General features: G+C 33.0%; 19 protein-coding genes. 10 read left to right on the forward strand and 9 right to left on the reverse strand.

Translation table 11 applies throughout. From position 1 onward, the window contains the following. Positions 1-11: 11 nt before the first annotated feature. From B5D14_RS05640 to B5D14_RS05665, 6 genes are read left to right on the forward strand one after another with little or no spacing between them, the layout of a single operon-like run. On the forward strand, positions 12-1,088 hold the full coding sequence (locus tag B5D14_RS05640; protein ID WP_078711619.1) for a BMP family lipoprotein: 1,077 nt from the start codon (positions 12-14) through the stop codon (positions 1,086-1,088). A gap of 58 nt (positions 1,089-1,146) precedes the next feature. After that, positions 1,147-2,706 (forward strand): ABC transporter ATP-binding protein, encoded by a 1,560-nt coding sequence (locus B5D14_RS05645; protein WP_078711620.1) that lies wholly within the window; start codon positions 1,147-1,149, stop codon positions 2,704-2,706. Beyond that, the gene (locus tag B5D14_RS05650; protein WP_078711621.1) at positions 2,699-3,766 is read left to right on the forward strand and encodes an ABC transporter permease; all 1,068 of its coding nucleotides are present in this window, start codon (positions 2,699-2,701) and stop codon (positions 3,764-3,766) included. Before B5D14_RS05645 ends, B5D14_RS05650 begins: the two co-directional genes overlap by 8 nt. After that, positions 3,753-4,676, forward strand: a complete 924-nt coding sequence (locus B5D14_RS05655; RefSeq protein WP_078711622.1) for an ABC transporter permease — start codon at positions 3,753-3,755, stop codon at positions 4,674-4,676. The genes B5D14_RS05650 and B5D14_RS05655 overlap by 14 nt, the downstream gene beginning before the upstream one ends. After that, entirely contained in the window at positions 4,676-5,602 is a 927-nt protein-coding gene (locus B5D14_RS05660) for a nucleoside hydrolase (RefSeq protein WP_078711623.1), read from the forward strand. The genes B5D14_RS05655 and B5D14_RS05660 overlap by 1 nt, the downstream gene beginning before the upstream one ends. Continuing rightward, positions 5,599-6,879, forward strand: coding sequence for an amidohydrolase (locus tag B5D14_RS05665; protein WP_078711624.1), 1,281 nt, complete (start codon positions 5,599-5,601; stop codon positions 6,877-6,879). Before B5D14_RS05660 ends, B5D14_RS05665 begins: the two co-directional genes overlap by 4 nt. 880 nt (positions 6,880-7,759) lie before the next feature. Here B5D14_RS05665 and B5D14_RS05670 read toward each other — a convergent pair. From B5D14_RS05670 to B5D14_RS05680, 3 genes are read right to left on the reverse strand one after another with little or no spacing between them, the layout of a single operon-like run. Then, positions 7,760-9,364 carry a sulfatase family protein gene (locus tag B5D14_RS05670; protein WP_078711625.1) on the reverse strand — a complete coding sequence of 535 codons (1,605 nt, stop codon included), beginning with the start codon at positions 9,362-9,364 and terminating at the stop codon, positions 7,760-7,762. After that, positions 9,351-10,232 (reverse strand): ribokinase, encoded by an 882-nt coding sequence (rbsK, locus tag B5D14_RS05675; RefSeq protein ID WP_078711626.1) that lies wholly within the window; start codon positions 10,230-10,232, stop codon positions 9,351-9,353. The genes B5D14_RS05670 and rbsK overlap by 14 nt, the downstream gene beginning before the upstream one ends. 13 nt (positions 10,233-10,245) lie before the next feature. Continuing rightward, complete coding sequence (locus B5D14_RS05680; RefSeq protein ID WP_078711627.1) at positions 10,246-11,334, reverse strand: radical SAM/SPASM domain-containing protein; 1,089 nt, start codon at positions 11,332-11,334, stop codon at positions 10,246-10,248. A gap of 102 nt (positions 11,335-11,436) precedes the next feature. Here B5D14_RS05680 and B5D14_RS05685 point away from each other — a divergent pair, with 102 nt between their 5' ends. Beyond that, positions 11,437-12,105: an HAD family hydrolase gene (locus B5D14_RS05685; protein WP_078711628.1), complete on the forward strand. Its 669-nt coding sequence runs from the start codon at positions 11,437-11,439 to the stop codon at positions 12,103-12,105. Positions 12,106-12,189: 84 nt separating this feature from the next. On the opposite strand, the gene B5D14_RS05690 is transcribed toward B5D14_RS05685, so the two are convergent. From B5D14_RS05690 to B5D14_RS05705, 4 genes are all read right to left on the reverse strand, one after another. Then, complete coding sequence (locus B5D14_RS05690) at positions 12,190-12,609, reverse strand: VOC family protein (RefSeq protein ID WP_078711629.1); 420 nt, start codon at positions 12,607-12,609, stop codon at positions 12,190-12,192. Between the two features lie 51 nt (positions 12,610-12,660). After that, positions 12,661-13,074 carry a VOC family protein gene (locus tag B5D14_RS05695; protein WP_078711630.1) on the reverse strand — a complete coding sequence of 138 codons (414 nt, stop codon included), beginning with the start codon at positions 13,072-13,074 and terminating at the stop codon, positions 12,661-12,663. Positions 13,075-13,138: 64 nt separating this feature from the next. Next, positions 13,139-14,359, reverse strand: a complete 1,221-nt coding sequence (gene ilvA / locus B5D14_RS05700; protein WP_078711631.1) for a threonine ammonia-lyase — start codon at positions 14,357-14,359, stop codon at positions 13,139-13,141. A gap of 82 nt (positions 14,360-14,441) precedes the next feature. Continuing rightward, positions 14,442-15,335 (reverse strand): LysR family transcriptional regulator, encoded by an 894-nt coding sequence (locus B5D14_RS05705; RefSeq protein WP_078711632.1) that lies wholly within the window; start codon positions 15,333-15,335, stop codon positions 14,442-14,444. 100 nt (positions 15,336-15,435) lie between these two features. Here B5D14_RS05705 and B5D14_RS05710 point away from each other — a divergent pair, with 100 nt between their 5' ends. Together B5D14_RS05710 and B5D14_RS05715 are read left to right on the forward strand one after the other, a co-directional pair. After that, positions 15,436-16,002, forward strand: a complete 567-nt coding sequence (locus tag B5D14_RS05710) for a chromate transporter (protein WP_078711633.1) — start codon at positions 15,436-15,438, stop codon at positions 16,000-16,002. Continuing rightward, a complete protein-coding gene (locus B5D14_RS05715) occupies positions 15,999-16,562 on the forward strand; it encodes a chromate transporter (RefSeq protein ID WP_078711634.1) in 564 nt (187 codons plus the stop codon). The genes B5D14_RS05710 and B5D14_RS05715 overlap by 4 nt, the downstream gene beginning before the upstream one ends. 127 nt (positions 16,563-16,689) lie before the next feature. Here B5D14_RS05715 and B5D14_RS05720 read toward each other — a convergent pair whose 3' ends face one another. Next, positions 16,690-16,998, reverse strand: a complete 309-nt coding sequence (locus B5D14_RS05720) for an MOFRL family protein (protein ID WP_078711635.1) — start codon at positions 16,996-16,998, stop codon at positions 16,690-16,692. Between the two features lie 11 nt (positions 16,999-17,009). Here B5D14_RS05720 and B5D14_RS12050 point away from each other — a divergent pair, with 11 nt between their 5' ends. Next, entirely contained in the window at positions 17,010-17,216 is a 207-nt protein-coding gene (locus B5D14_RS12050; RefSeq protein WP_143254400.1) for a hypothetical protein, read from the forward strand. Positions 17,217-17,234: 18 nt separating this feature from the next. Here B5D14_RS12050 and yaaA read toward each other — a convergent pair whose 3' ends face one another. Further along, positions 17,235-17,972, reverse strand: a complete 738-nt coding sequence (gene yaaA, locus B5D14_RS05725; RefSeq protein ID WP_078711636.1) for a peroxide stress protein YaaA — start codon at positions 17,970-17,972, stop codon at positions 17,235-17,237. Positions 17,973-17,979 lie beyond the last annotated feature (7 nt).

Below are 17,979 nucleotides of genomic sequence, written 5' to 3' on the forward strand. Positions count from 1 at the left end.
GGAGGAAAGAGATGAAAAAGATTTTAGCAGTACTTTTGGCTATGCTACTTGTTGTTGGATGTTCAAGCAAACCAGCAGAAAAACCAAGTAACACAGACCAACCAGAGGGCGAAAAGACAATTAAAGTAGCCTTATTATTACCATACATTGGTGACCAATCATATTTCGATATCGTGTATGCAGGTTTCCAAGAAATCAGTGCTATGCCAAACGTTGAAGCAAAACTAATTGAAATGGGTAAAGACAACAGTAAATGGGAAAACTATTACCTAGAAGCAGCTGAAGGTGGTTACGACTTAATTATGGGTGGTAACTGGGAAGCTGAACCTTCACTTTACAAAATTGCAAAAGAATTCCCAGAACAAAAATTTATCAACTTCGATTACAGTGCTCCAGAAGATTTACCAAATGTGTATGCAATGACATACAAATGTGAAGAGTTAGGATTCTTAGCTGGTGCTGTCGCTGGTACCGCTACAACAACAAACAAGATTGGCGCTATTGGTGGTATGGATTCTCCATCAATCAATGATTTCTTTGGTGGTTATATTACTGGAGCTCAAGCTGCTAATCCTGATGTAAAAGTATCATTCGGATATGTTGGAAACTTCCAAGATGCTCCAAAAGCAAAAGAACAAGCTGATAACATGTACAAATCAGGTGCTGATGTAATCTTCCACGCAGCTGGTGGTGCAGGAAATGGTTTATTCGAATCTGCTTCAGGACTTGAAGGTGTTTGGGCAATCGGTGTTGACTCTGACCAATCATTAACATTCAGTGAAAAACCTGAAATCGTAAAAGTTATCTTATCATCTGCTACAAAGAATTGCGACAAAGCTTTAGTACGTGCATTCAATATGTACTTAGATGGAACACTTCCATTTGGTGAGAAAGAATTATTAGGATATAAAGAAGGTGGAGTTGGAATCGTTAAAAATGATGCATATAACAACTTCTTCTCTGATGAACAAAAAGCTGCAATCGAACAACTTGAACAAGATTTAATTGACGGCAAGTTCGATATCCCTCAAATTCGTCTTGAAACAGACAATACAAAATGGGAAGCATTAAAAGCTAGCGTTCAATAGTATTCATAAGTAATGCTCTACCAAGTAGAGCATTATTTTTATTTAGAAAGGGGATTATATGGACGATATCATCTTAAGTTTACAAGAGATTACAAAAGTATACGATAATGGTGTATTTGCAAATCGTAAAGTATCAATCGATTTCAAGAAAGGTGAAATACATTCTGTCGTTGGGGAAAACGGTGCTGGAAAATCAACAATTATGAAAATCGCATTTGGTATGGAAAAACAAAGCGAAGGCCAAATTGTGTACAAAGGAAAACCTGTACAGTTTGAAAACTCAATGGAGGCAATTAAACTCGGTATTGGCATGGTACATCAACACTTTATGTTAATTCCAAGTTTCACTGTTGCTCAAAGTATTGTATTAGGTAATGAACCTGTTAAAAACAAATTCTTTGTTGATTACAATCAAGCAACAAAAAAAGCAACAGAGCTTGCGAAGAAATACAATTTTGAAATTGATGTAAAAGCAAAAATAGAAACACTCTCAGTAGGTGCTAAACAAAAAGTTGAAATATTAAAAACGCTTTATCAAGATGCAGAAGTTATTATTCTTGATGAACCTACTGCAGTACTAACACCTCAAGAAACTGATGCTCTTTTCATTGAACTGAAAAAATTCAGAGAATTAGGACACACAGTTATCTTCATTTCTCATAAATTAAATGAAGTAAAACAAATTAGTGATCGTATCACAATTATGAAAAATGGAGAAAGTTGCGGAACTTATAATGCATGTGACATCTCAATAGAAAAAATGACTGAACTCATCGTTGGTCGTGAACTATCTACATCCTTTGAAGATATTAAAAAGAAATTAGATAATACAAAAGCTGTCTTAGCAGTTGAAAATTTAGAAATTAAAACTACAAAGAAACACACTTTAAATAATATTAATTTCACTGTGAAAAGTGGTGAGATACTTGGTATTGCAGGAGTTCAGGGGAATGGTCAATCTGAATTAATTCAAGCAATTGCCGGCATGAGATCTTTTACATCTGGTTCAATTCATTTAAATGATGTTGATATCTCCACAATTCCAATTAAGCAAAGACGCCAAAAAGGATTAGCTTATATTCCAGAGGATCGTATGCAAGATGGAATTGCAGCAAATGCTTCAATCAGTGATAATATCATATCCACTTATTATGATTCTCCTGAAATAAGTGGAAAAGTATTCATGAAGAATAAAAGCATTCGTACAATTGCCGATAATTTGATTTCAAAATTCAGTGTGAAGACTACATCTGCCAAAACCAAAATAGGAAGTCTATCTGGTGGTAATATTCAAAAAGTAGTTGTAGCACGTGAATACCAAACAGATCCACAATTACTCATTGCCGAGCAACCAACTCGTGGTATTGATATCGGTAGTGCTAACTTTATCCACAATCAATTAATTGATCTTAGAAATGAAGGACGTGCTATCCTATTAGTTAGTGCCGACTTAACAGAAGTTATGGATTTAAGTGATAAGTTAATTGTTATGTATGACGGTGAGATTGTTGCCTACTTCGAAAGTACAAATGATGTAACAGACAAAGATTTAGGTCTTTATATGCTCGGTGTCAAAAAACAATCAGAAGAAGAAATAAGGAGGGCATACCGTGTTTAAGAAAAATTCTGACGTTATGTTTGAAATTGTAAAAACTCTTGTAGCGATTGCAATTTCACTTGTCATCTCTTTCCTTATTCTAGTTCTTGTATCTAAGACTCCCGTTGATGCCTTCTTCAAATTATTAACTGCTCCAGTAACTAAAATTAGATACTTTGGTAACGTACTTGAAACCATGGTACCTATCGGATTTGCAGGACTTGCAACATCCTTGTTATTTAGAACAGGTTTATTCAATCTTGGAACAGAGGGTATCTACTACATTTGTGGTGTTGTAACTGCAACTGTTGCATCACAAATGTTTGGTAATGCCTTCTTAGATCCAATTCTTACAATTCTTATTTCAAGTGTTTTTGGAGGACTTGTTGCATTAATTCCAGGATACTTTAAAGCAAAATACAACACCAATGAATTAGTTGTATCCTTGATGATGAATTCTATCTTATTTGGATTGGGTTTATTCTTTGTAAAAACATTTATTCGTGCAAGTGATGTTCCATCTGTTGCAAGTAATAAATTCATGGAAACAACTCGTTTACCTATCTTCATCCCAGGTACAAGAACACACATTGGTGTTATTGTGTTACTTGTTGTTACAGTCTTGATGTTTATCTTGCTGTTTAAAACAAAACTTGGATATAGCATTCGTATGACAGGTTTAAATAAGAATTTTGCTAAATACTCTGGTATGAGTGCATTCGCTTTATTCTTGTCTGTACATTTTATCTCAGGTTTTATTGGGGGTATGGGTTCATCAATCGAATTGCTTGGTATGTATGAACGATTTACTTGGGTAGCCTTGCCGGGCCTTGGATTTACAGGTGCCTTAATTGCAACCTTAGGTAAAAACAATCCTTTTGGTGTACTACTTGCATCATTTGGAATTGCCTACATTCGTGTAGGTGCAGAAATCATGTCTCGTACAACCGATGTTCCTGTTGAAATGGCAGCATTTGTTGAAGCAATTCTAGTATTTCTAATCATGTCACAATATTTCCTAAAGAAATGGCGTGATCGTTCATTATTAAAGGAAGGAGATAAAGCAAATGGAACAGTATAAAGACCTCATATTTAGCGCTTCATTCTTCTTTGTTATTATTCGCGTATGTGTTCCTCTTATGTTCGCTTCTATGTCTGCCTATACCGCTAATTTATCTGGACTTCCAAATATTGCAGTAGAAGGGATCATGTTAATTGCTGCAATTATGGGTGTTCTTGGTAGTGTTTGGACTCATAGTGCTTGGCTTGGTCTTTTAGTCGCTATTGCATCTGGTATTTTAATGGCATTGATTCTAGCATTCAGTGCTATCAAGTTAAAAACAACTCCTATCATGGGTGGTATCGCATTAAATGTATTCGCATCAAGTTTCACAGTCTTCTTATTGTTTGTGATTACTGGAAGTAAAGGAACCACTGCATCGCTTCCAAGTAAAGTATTACCTACAATTCATATTCCAATTATCAAAGATATTCCAATTCTAGGAGAAATTATTTCTGGACATAATGTATTGGCATATATTTGTATGATTACAGCTGTTCTTGTGTATATCTTAGTTTATAAAACAAAATTTGGCTTGCACATGCGTGCTAGTGGTTTAGATGAAAATGCTGCGCGAAGTGTTGGAATCAACGTAAATCGTGTGCGTTTTACTTCACTTATCTTATCTGGTATTTTAGCCGCTATGGGTGGTGCATATCTATCAATGGGTTACTTGTCTTTCTTCACAGCCAATATGACAGCATCTCGTGGTTGGATTGGTATTGCTGCTGAAGCCATGGGACGTGGTAATTTCATAACTGTATTATTAACTACGCTTGTATTTGGTGTCTTTGATGCCATCACAAATGTATTATCACTTACAAATTTACCAAGTGAATTATTACAAACAATTCCTTACCTTGCTGTATTCTTCGCAATTATCGCTTACTCAATTAAAGAGTACAATAAGAAGAAAAGGAACAATGCCTAATGAGAAGAAAAATCATATTCGATTGTGATCCAGGACATGATGATATCTTCGCAATCTTATTTGCACTAGCTCATCCCGAGGAATTTGAAATCCTCGGGTTCGCTACGGTTGCAGGGAATCAAACATTAGATAAGGTTAGCAATAACCTAGCCAATGTACTTGATTTTCTACATCTTGATTTACCAATATACAAAGGCTATGACAAACCTATCGCAAAACCACTTGAGGTTCAACCTCTAGCTCATGGTGAAAGTGGTTTAGATGGTCCTGTCTTTCCAAAAAAAGAACATCAGTTTCAAACAAAACACGCAATTGAATTTTATAAAGAAATGTTAGAGACACATGATCAAATTTCAATCATCGCCATTGGACCACTGACAAATGTTGCACTTATGTTAAAAACATATCCTCATCTCATACACAAGATTGAATGTATTTCTTGTATGGGTGGTGGTATTCACGAAGGTAATATTCAAAAACGTTCTGAATTTAATATTTATCACGATCCTGAAGCCGCAAAAATAGTATTTGAAAGTGGTGTTCCAGTGATTCTCAATCCACTTGAAGTATGTGTTGCAGGTGGTATTACTTTTGCGGAAATGGATTTATTCAACACGAAAGCTCCAGTTAGTAAACTTGTATATGAACTCTTTGAATTTTACTCTCGCTATAGTAAAGAGCACAACATGTCTTCTTCACCTATCTTCGATGTATGTCCTCTATTTTATTTGTATAAACCTGAATTCTTTAAAGGATTTAAAGCAAATGTATTCATCGAATTAAATGGTAATTATACTCGTGGAATGACTGTTGTCGAAGAATCAGAACAAGGAAATACATTGGTATTGTTTGATGTGGATCGTGATGGTTTCATCCAATCCTTTATCGAAAGCATCTTTACATTAGATAGGAACCTTCAATTATGAAAGATCTCGCTTATTTAACATTAGAAAAATACAAAGATGAATTATTAGATCTTGCAACTACTTTATTCAATACTCCAGAACTTGGTTATAAAGAAATAAAAACAAAATGTATCATTCAAAACTTCTTAATCAAACACGGATTTAGAATCGAAAAAGAATATTTCGAAACTGGATTCCAAGTAACAATTGGACAAAGTGAAAAACCACATATTGGTTTAATTGCTGAATTAGATGCAATTCCTACTTTAGGACATCGTTGTGCTAATCCTCTTGATCATGCTGCCCATAGTTGTGGACATTCTACACAAGTTGTTATGATGATAGGTGCTTTGTTAGCATTGAAAGATTTAATTGATACAAACCAAATCAAAGGGAAGATAACTTTATTCTTTTGCCCAGCTGAAGAATTCATTGATATTGATTATCGTAAGCAGCTCATTCAAGAGAAAAAGATTTATGCCATTGGTGGTAAACAAAATATGATCATTGATCACATTTTCGATGATGTAGATTGTATTCTTCATGCTCATGGTATGGGTGAATTTCGCAAGTATCGCTTCAATGTAAAATCATCTCTTGCAGGATTTGTATACAAAAAATATCATTTCCTTGGAAAAGCATCACATGCTGCTATGGCACCAAGTGAAGGTATCAATGCATTGTCCGCATGCAATTTATTTCTTCAAGCACAAGCAATGCTTCGAGAAACATTCTTAGATAGTGATATGAATCGAATTCATGGTATTATAACCAAAGGTGGTGATGTTGTAAACTCAATACCATCTGAAGTTATCTATGAAGCCTATGTTCGCTCATTTTCAACAACAACCTTAATTAAGTTAAACCAGCAATTATCTGATGCAGCTAAGCATTGCGCTCTAGCAATTGGAGCAGATTGTGATATCGAAGAAATTAAAGGTTATTTCCCATTCAATCAAGATATCAATTTATCTGATGTCGTTTATCAAAATATGCTTCCATTTGTTGATTCCAAAATGATTCAAACAGATGAAAAAAGTGTGGCTTCAGGTGATATCGGTGACTTAAGTTTATTTAAACCAACTATTCAATTTGGCTATACGGGTTTCAAAGGAACAATGCATGGTAAAGACTTAGAAATAAGTGAACCTGATATAGTTTATACAACCTCATCAAAAATAGTCATTGGTTCAATCATCGATTTACTCACAAATGAAAAATCTTTAGATAAAATCATCAACACATTTGTACAACAAATGACAATTGATGAATATAAAAACTACATCTTAAATTCATAAAAATATCAAGATTCATGATAGCCTATTATCATGAATTTTATTTTCTCAAAAATGATATATTTATCAATTTCTATACTTATAAGAACTACCTATAATTATTCTTTCATCTGTGATATAAAGAACTATTACTAGTCCACTTTCTTTAATGTAAAGGAGGTGAAATACAATGGAATTGGTCGTTATGATTCACGCTATCGCAGCAAGTATAATTGCTTATTATATTTGCAAATGGCTAGACAGCAATAGAGACTAGTAATTAGCATAAATGAAAAGGCAAGAGTTGCACCTCTTGCCTTTTCCTATACAATGGAATTGATATACTTATTATATATCATCATTTGAAAAAATCAACTAATTTTCTTAGTTAACAAATAAAAAATTGTTTAGAATTTATATAATATTCTGGTTACTTCAATATCATTAGAAGTGACCTAAGATTCTATGATTAATTAGGCACAAGAACTGACTAAATAATGATATAAAACGGATTACTAAATTCTAATAAAATAATATTTGTATCACTAAATTTTCGTGAATTTTATTTTCTCAAAAATGATATATTTATTAATTTCTATACTTATAAGAACTACCTGTAATTATTTTCTCATCTGTGATATAAAGTACTATTACTAGTCCACTTTCTTTAATGCAGAGGAGGTGAAATGTAGTGGAATTGGTCGTTATGATTCACGCTATCGCAGCAAGTATAATTGCTTATTATATTTTCAAATGGCTAGATAGCAATAGAGACTAGTAATTAGCATAAATGAAAAGGCAAGAGTCGGACCTCTTGCCTTTTCTACTGCAGTGGAATTGATATTCTTATTATATATTATAGTTTAAAAAATGCAACTAATTTTCTTAGTTAATAAATAAAAATTTATTTTGCGTTTTTATGAAGTCTTTGTTGCTTCATTTCTTCAATATCCTCTTGAGTAAATATTCCTTGTTTAACATAATAATCAGTATCCAATTCATCCAGATGAATAACATCTTCATTTTTAATTGCTTCAACTAATTCTTTTTTTAGTTTCCAAAATTGTTCATTTTTATTACGTAACATTTTAGGAAAAATCGGAGGATTTGCTTCTCGATAGAAATTGATTTTCATTTCATCTAATTTCACAAATTTTCCATCTTCAATTGTATTGGGTAAACCATATTCCATTTCATAATTTACTAAGCGTTGATTTAAATTATTTCTTATCGATTCATATCGTTCAGGATTTACTTCTAATACATTCGTTGTTTCATTTGGATCATTTATTCTATCAAATAATTCTTCTCTACCCAAACTAAAATAATAATTATATTTAAACTCTTGAGTACATATACTCACCCATCTTCTATTACCACGGCAATGTTCCATAAACACTTCAGCTTTTCCGGTATGCTTTTCAAGTAGTGATTGTCCTGGTAACTTTATTGCTCCTGGATATTTTAGTCCAGCAGCATCCATCATAGTTGGAAGAATATCATTCAAACTTACTAAGCGATTATCAATTGTATGTGGCGCAATGCGACGAGGATAGCGAACAATCATCGGCACTCTACTTGAAGAATCATACGGTAAGAATTTTTGATAAGTACCATAATCTCCAAGCATCTCCCCATGATCACTTGTAAAGATAATGAGTGTGTTATCATATTCTCCAATCTCTTTTAATTTTTGTATTATTCTTCCAATATGAGTATCTACATGAGTAATTGCAGAATAATAACATTCTTTTGCTCTTCTTAAATAAGATTCATTTGGATAATCCGCAATATTCATATTTTCTAATGCAAGATTACTCAAACTAGTCTTACTTTCCTTAGATGTTGGAATTTCTTTATCACGATAGATGTCTTGGTATTCTTTTGGAACATCAAATGGTGGATGCGGTGCAATAAAGCCTGCCCAAATCAAAAACGGTCTTTCTAAAGATATCGTATCTAATGTTTCAATCGTTTTATTGGCTACCCAAGTTGTCCCATGATCTTCTTCTTTAACCAATGACTCTTGTGGTTGCATATAAAGCATGTGACGTACCCCATGAACACTTTGAAGATGCGTATATCCTTTTTCTCTTAGATACAACGCATAGTCATCATCTTCAAGAAAACGTGGAATTTCATCCATTAATAAAAGTCGATTAAATCCATTGTGTGCTCGGTAAGGTTGAAAATGCATTTTACCAATCGCAACAGTATTGTAACGATCATCTTGCAGTATTTCTGCAAATGTTGGCAAATCATATGGAATTGATTTTGATTCATCAAAATAGTTATCATCAAACCCATGATACTTTGCAGTCAAACCTGTAAGTAAATTATGACGTGCTGGTATACAAACAGGATTGGGTGAATAGGCATTCGTGAATAAGCAACCCTCATCTGCTAGTGCATCTAGGTTGGGAGTAATCATATGATCATAACCCGCACAATGCAGCGTATCATATCGTTGTTGATCTGTTGTAATAAGTAAGATATTAGGCTTCTTCATACTGTTCAACCTCATCTAATGTAGGCATAGCACTTTGTGCACCAATCTTACCAATAGAAATCCCTGCAGCGATATTCGCTTTTTCCAATGCATCAACCAAGTTGATTTCCTGTGCAATAAAAGCCGCTAATGCGCCATTAAAGGTATCTCCTGCACCTGTAGTATCAACTACATTTACTTTTTTAGGATGAATATGTACTAATTGATTACCATCATGCATGAAGGCACCTTCACTCCCTTTTGTCATGATAATTTTATTTGGATATTTACACAATACTTCTTCATAGGATTCATCAAACATTGCATTAATTTCAGTTTCATTGGGAGTGAAATATGTAACCTTATCAATTATCGTTTTATCAAATGGTACAAAAGGAGCTGGATTTAAAATTGTTTTGATACCGTGCTCATAACAATAGTCCACAAGATAAAATACAGTTTCTAATGGTATTTCAAATTGCAATACAACCATACTTGCTTCTTGAATGACTTCAAGATATTGTTTAATAAATTCAATATTTATTTTTTCATTTGCTCCTTTAATAATTACGATTTGATTATCATTCTCAGCAACTGTAATACTTGCAAGTCCTGTACTTATACCATTCAACTTAGCAACTGATGAAATACCAACCCCATGATCTTTCAAATTATTTAATGCAAGATCACCATATGAATCATCTCCAACAGCACCAATAAATTCAACATGTCCACCAAGCTTACTTGCACTAACTGCTTGATTCGCTCCTTTACCTCCACAAAATACATTGAATGAATTACCAATAATGGTTTCTCCTTTTTTAGGAAAACGCTCACTACTTACCACTAGATCTACATTAATACTTCCAATTACCACAATCTTTTTCATATAGTCTCCTTCTTTACAATGTTTGTGCAATCGCAACAATTTGTTTTTCTTTTGCTTCTAAAAACTCTTTGATACCACAATATTCCAAATCAAAATATACACCACTCATCCGTTTACAATTTCCTCTACACATCTTGTTGTATGGGCATGAATTGCATTGATTACTCAATACTCTTTTTTCTTGTATGAATTCTTGAGTTATTTTTGACTTTGCAAGTTCTACGATTGTATTTTGATTTATATTTCCTATTTTATATTGATCTAAAACATAGAAATCACATGGATAAACATCCCCATTTGATTCCGCAACAAACTGCATTGAACAAAATCCCATAGCTCCACACTGTTGTGGTGGTATCCCTGCAAACATAGGAATGATATTATCAAAGAATGTCACACTACGGTAAATCCCTTTGCGATATTCCTCAAACCACAAATCAAAAAACTCATTGTAGAAATTAAAGAACTCCTTTGGTTTTAGTCCATATTCAGATTCATGGTTGAAATCACTTAAACAAGGAATTAATTGAATATAAGATAAATCATGTTCTTGATAAAACTTGTATAACTCTTTTGCATGATTCGACAAAGAAGATGTAAGTACTGTAAGAATATTAAAATCGATTCCATTCTTTTTAAGTTGTTCTATCGTATTCATGATTCGATCATATGTGCCTTGATTATTTCTATCTTCTCGAACTAAATCATGATTTGATTGATACCCATCTAGTGATACCCCTACCAGAAAATGATGTTCTTTAAACAACTCAATCCATTCATCATTTATTAATGTTCCATTAGTTTGAATTGAATAATGTATATCGTGAAAATCTTTTTTTACTTCATTCACTTGATTGATAAATTTCTTAAATACCTCTATTCCTGCACAAGTAGGTTCTCCACCTTGAAAAGCAAAGGATATTTGTGCTGGCTCTTTAAAGTATCCAACTGTTTTATTTACTATGTTTTCTATTGTTTCATCACTCAACACATCATAACAATAGGTTTCTCGATTGCTTGCAACATCATGATAAAAACAATATTTGCATTTTAAATTACATAAGCTAGATGCTGGTTTAATCAGCATAGAAAAGTATTTCATATAATCACCTGTACCTATTATAAACTATCTCTTCATTAATCTAAAATTATATTTGCATTTTCTTTCATCATTATGTACCTTTATACATAGAGGGTAAACAATATGAAATTTACAAGCGCAATATTTGACTTTAACGGAACCTTATTCTTCGATAGTGACTATCATTTTAAAGCATGGAAGAAATTGGTAAAAGAAGAATTTAATCACGAACTCACAGAAGTTGAAATGAATACAATTATACATGGTTGTCCAAATATCGAAGCAATTGAAAGACTTGCACCAAATGCTTATTCACTTGATAAAAAGAATGAACTTTCTAAATTAAAAGAAGCGATGTATCGTGAAATATGTGCATCGATTGATCATATTAGTTTAGTAGATGGAGCTCCCGAGCTAATGAACTACTTGAAGGAAAATAATATTCCACTTACAATTGCTAGTGCATCCATTATAGAAAACATCGATTTTTTTTACACCACATTTCATCTAGACCAATGGATGAAACTTGAAGATATTATTTATGATAATGGAACTTACAAAAATAAGATTGCTATGTTTAATGATGCTTTATCCATTTTAGGTAAAGAAAAAGAGTCTTGCATTATATTTGAAGACTCTCTAAGTGGAGTATTGAGTGCTATTGAAGCTGGATTTAAACACATCATTCTTCTTCACCAACATCAATATCGCGAAGATTTTGATAAGTATCCTGAAATCTTATTCCATTCGAATAACTTTTATGATGTTCTCAATTATATAAAAAGTAATTAATTATTACTCGCACTAAAAAAACATTAAATCATTCAAAAGCTTCTTATCGGAAGCTTTTTATTTTATATAACTTCAATAAATTGATTAGTTTAACTCCGCAGATAAAACCCAAACAAATCCAAATTTATCTTTTACCATACCACTAATTCCATCATCATGTGGTGGTGGATTTACAGCCAAATCACCAATTATTTCACCGTCTTGTGCAAGAATCGAAAATGCTTTTCTTGCTTGTTCAGGTGTTTGACAATAAACATGAATGTTAATTGCTGAACCTTTTTCAAATGGCCAAATCGCATCAGCACCACTAACACCACCTGTTTCACTTAGCATTATGTGTCCATGCATGATTTTGTTTTTTTGTTCTTTATCTAAATCAGGATAAGCACTATCGGGTGCATCGCTATAACGTGCTAAAACAGGCTCTTCTGCTCCAAATGCTTGTTGGTAAAGTTTGAAAGCTTCTTCACAATCTCCTGAAAAGTTTAAATAAGGCATTATCATAGAAATCTCTCCTTTAATTTCTTTCTCTTTTGGTTCAATGTAATGTTAAAACTATATTTTATTTGTACTGCCTATTTCAAGCAAGTTACCCTCTAAATCAGCAACATAGAAATTGCGAATTCCAAAAGGATAAGTAATCGGTGCTCCTGTAGGAAATTCCAAATTAAACTTTGAAAGACGATCATATTCTGCATCTACATCAGCAAAACTAGGTAACCAAAGGGCAATTTCAAATGTTTGATTTATTTCTTTCTTAGGTGGATTATATTGTTCACCTATTGCCTTTACAAATTCTTTCCTACTATACATAAACAGTGACAACGAACCACTTGCTGTTTCAAATTCTGCAAAGTCTCCACCATCCCATGTCGTGTGAAATCCCAATATGTCTCTATAAAATCGGACCATGTTGTCAATATCACCAACTAATAAACTTACGCCTACCTTTACCTCATATCCATTCATATCAATTTCCCCCCACAGACTGCTTCTTTAATTGATTACTTGTTAGTGAAGTTAATTCTAGAAATTATTCATCAATATCTGTTGCAATAAGTTCACCTTTTCTTATTTCAACTTCATATCCTTCATTTCTAAGCCTATCAACTAGGCTTTCTTTATGTTGTTGATTCAATGTTTCAAGTACCATGGATACTGAACATTGATGTTTTAATACTTCGTTTGATAAACGATCATGTTCAACAGTAATAATATTTGCACCTGCATCTGATAATGTATCAATAACTCGTTTTAAGTTACCTGGCTTATCTGTTAAGTGGAATGACACAGAGAAACGTCTACCCGTTTTAATTAATCCTAAATCAATGATTTGTGATAAATAATTGACATCAATATTCCCACCAGATAAAACTGCAACTGTTTTCTTTTGATCAATACTTATTTTATGGAATACCGCAGCAGCAACAGCAGTAGCTCCTGCTCCTTCTGCCACAAGTTTCATTTTCTCAAGAAGCATCAAGATGGTTGCGGATATTTCTTTATCGCCAACAAGTACTACATCATCTAAATAGTCTCTGCAAATTTCAAAAGTTTTATTACCCGGTTTCTTAACTGCAATTCCATCTGCCATCGTGTTCACTTCAGCTTCTGTAATCTTATTATCATCAATTGATACTTTCATACTTGGCGCATGTTTTGCTTGTACCCCAATAACTCGAACTGAAGGTTTCAAAGTTTTAATTGCATAGGCAATACCACTAGCTAAACCTCCTCCACCAATTGGAACAAGAACCGTTTCTACATCTGGCATTTTTTCTAATATTTCAAGCCCAATTGTTCCTTGTCCTGCAATAACTTCTTCATCATCAAATGGTTCAATGAAAACTGCACCTGTCTTGCAAACTAATTCCTTCGCAAATTCATAGGCTTCATTAAAAGTATCACCGACTAGTTCTACATTTACACCATAACTACGAGTTGCTTCTATCTTTGATAGAGGAGCAGTAGCAGGCATAACGATTGTTCCTTTAATTCCCATATCACGACAAGCATAAGCTACTCCTTGCGCATGATTTCCTGCACTTGCAGCAACAACACCACAAGCTCTTTCTTCTGGCGAAAGTTTGCTTATTTTATAATATGCACCTCTTAATTTAAAGGCGCCTGTTTTTTGAAGATTTTCTGCCTTAATCCAAAGGTTGTTATGGATTAGTGATGCATCGATAATTGGTGTTTTATTGATGACTCCTCGTAAAACTTCTTTTGCTTCATGAATCATTTCTATTTTCATATGTTTTCCCCAAATTTCTTCTATTATTTTACTTCATATTGATTTGAAATTGAATACTTTTCACAATCATTTCACAGTTCAATTATAAGCCTTTAATTTTATTCCAGTCTTTGCACAATTGTACAAAGGTTTGTGCAGATTCAGTTAAATACTTGTTTTTATTATAGATAACCATGAACTTGCGGATCAAATCAATTCCCTCTACCTCAAGTCTTACAATCTCTTTCTTTTTAATATCATCTTTAATCATTAGATACGGCAATATAGATACTCCTAGATTTTTTTCAACACCACGTACCAACGCTTTTGTACTCACACTTTCCCATATCGGCTTTATGATAACATCATTAGCAGTAAACAAGCTATTCAATAAATCTCTCTCTGCACTTCCTGGTTCTCTAAATAATAAATCACAATTCTCTAGGTCCTTTAGTTTCACCGATTTACGTTTTGCTAGATGATGATCTTTACTCACTATTAAACATAACTCATCGGTATAAAATGGTATTTCAATCATTTTATCTTTATGATGACATCTTCCTTCTAGCAAAACTAAGTCAACTTCATTTTCAATTAATAAGTTTTCAATATGATGGCTATTATTAATTGTTACTTGTACTTTAGTTTTAGGATATTTTTCTTTAAATAATTTGATGATTGTTGGCAAGATAAAATTTCCTATAGTAATAGTTGTTCCAATACGAAGAGTTCCAAGTATTTCATAATTAACCAAGTTTTGTTCCATCTCATCAAACATAACTTGTATTTGTAATGCATAATCAAATAGTTTATGTGCTATTTCAGTTGGGTATATTCTTCTAGCAAGTCGATCAAAAAGTTGTATCCCATAATACTCTTCCATTTCTTTTATCGCCAAACTAACTGCAGGTTGAGCTAGATGCAATTGTTCCGCTGCTTTCGTTATACTTCCCAATTGATATACCATCACAAAAATTCTTAAATGTCGTAACGTCATGTCCCCTCCATACATAATGAATTCAATATGTATTCCATAATTTAATATTAATTTAATTATATACCTAAATAGCTTAAACTAATAGACAAGGGAGAACAAAATGGAAAATAAAGCACAACTCAGAAAAAAATTATTCTTGTCTACTTTTTACCTAAGTGCATTCACATTTGGGGGCGGATATGTCATTATTACACTTTTAAAAAATAAGTTCGTTGATCAATATCACTGGATTGATGAAAAAGAAATGCTAGATCTTGTTGCGATTGCACAATCTGCACCTGGGGTTATGGCGGTTAATGGAGCGATTGTTGTTGGTTATAAACTAGATGGTTTAATTGGTGTTCTAATCTCAATACTTGGTACTGTTCTACCACCATTTATTATCATCACAATTGTTTCTTATTTTTATGAAGCATTCCAATCAAATCAATTTATAGCACTCATGTTAGATGGTATGCAATCAGGTGTTGCAGCAGTAATCGCTGCCGTTGTCCTTGATATGGCACTTGGCATTGTAAAAGAAAAAAGCATACTCAATAACATCGTTATGGTTATTGCATTCATCTGTGCCTTTGTATTTAAAATTAATGTTGCTTGGATTGTTATTACTTGTATCATCATTGGTGTTGCACGTATGTTCATTTTTGAAAGGAGACATGATTCATGATTTATTTACAATTATTCTTTAGTTTCCTTCAAATCGGTTTGTTTAGTTTTGGTGGAGGCTATGCAGCTTTACCACTTATACAAGAACAAGTAGTTACTTTACATAAATGGTTAGAACTAAGCGAATTTACTAACCTTGTCACGATTTCACAAATGACACCCGGTCCAATCGCAATTAATGCAGCTACATTTGTCGGCTTGCAAGTAGGAGGTATTTTTGGTGCTATTGTTGCTACAATTGGAAGTGTATTACCAGCTTCTATTATTGTTTCAGCACTTGCATATTTTTACATAAAATATAAAAACGTGTCTTGGATTCAACACGTATTAAGTACATTACGTCCCGCAGTTGTAGCAATGATTGCTACAGCAGGTATCTCTATTTTAACAACCGCTTTGTGGGGCACTTCTACTGTATCACTTGGTACAGTTCGTATTGATATGATTGTTATCTTCGCAATTGCATTTATTGTTCTTAGCAAATTCAAGGCAAACCCGATTACTGTTATGTTACTATGTGGTGTTGCTAAAGTTATACTATTCTATGTAACTGCACTATAAAAACTTGCTTGCAAGTTTTTTATTTAAAACAAAAACACTCCTATTCAACAAAGATCTATTATCCACCATACAATATGATGAATTTGTACTTTGATTAATTTGAAAAGGAATGTTTTAAATTACTACTTTAATAAATCAATGCAATTACGATATCATTTACATTTGTTCCTGTTGGACCAGTTTTAATTAAACTTCCAACTTTTTCTAATGCAAAATAAGAATCATTCTTTTGTAAATACGTATCTCCGGTACCATTTAAAGCATCCCAAGAAGATTCATCAACGATACCTCCAGCTGCGTCGGTTGGTCCATCTGTTCCATCACTTCCTACTGATGCGATTGTTATGCCTTTAGTTTTATTTAGAAGCTTTGCTGCAAATAAGGCAGTTTCTTGATTTCTACCACATGGAAGTTGCAGGCGAAGACATAACTTCATTAAATGATTTCATGCCTTATGTAAGACACCTTCATACAAGTGGGAATGGTATCAATCATCAACGTGATTTCTTAACCATGCAAGATAAAGATAAGCTAGTTTCAATTAAGAATGCTATTCACACTTATAACGGTACTCTTAGTATCGAATCCGTATCTACTAATTTTATTGAAGATGCTAAAGTGAATCTTGATGTCATGCTCAGTGTCTTTAAATAAAAAAGAGATGTTTCCATCTCATGATTTTATAAATACGATTTCCCTATTTGATGAATACTCCTCGCTATAAACAAAGCCATAATCATCAAATTGTTTTATTCCATCGATGGTTGTAATATTTTTTTCAGCCATCATCCGTACTAAGGCACCTCTAGCCATTTTAGCTAAAGTGCCTTTTACTTTTATTTTGTCATTTACTCGTTCACCAAACACAACAGTTACCATATTATCTTTACAATATGACTCTATTACATCACTGTATTCTTTCGATGCTAAGTTAAGAATAATTTCATTATCCTTTAATAATTCTTTCGCAATCTTGTCTCCCCAATAATCATATAAATTAGTATGCTTCTTGATGTTGATTTTCGTTTGCATTTCCAAACGATAATGGACTACTGCATCACTAGGTCTAAGATAACCATACAATCCACTAAGGATAACTAAATTCTTATTAACATAGTCCCATGCATTATCAGAGAAAACATGAGGAGCCATTTCTTGATATTGTAATCCTTGATATGTCACTAAAGCCATCATATTCGCTTTTTCTAATTTATTCATTGCATAACGCTCATAATTTAGATTTACTAATTGATCATTGCATTTTAGTACTGTTTTTAATTCTTCTTTATCTAATTTCTTGATTTCATTGAAAATGATTTTTGCCTCATTGAGAAAGCGAGGTGTCGTTGATGGTACAAATGAATCGCTTGTATCAATCATCTTCTTTGCTGGAGAAATTATAATTTTCATTTTTATC

Source organism: Anaerorhabdus furcosa (assembly GCF_900167375.1).
Lineage (GTDB): Bacteria > Bacillota_I > Bacilli_A > Erysipelotrichales > Erysipelotrichaceae > Anaerorhabdus > Anaerorhabdus furcosa.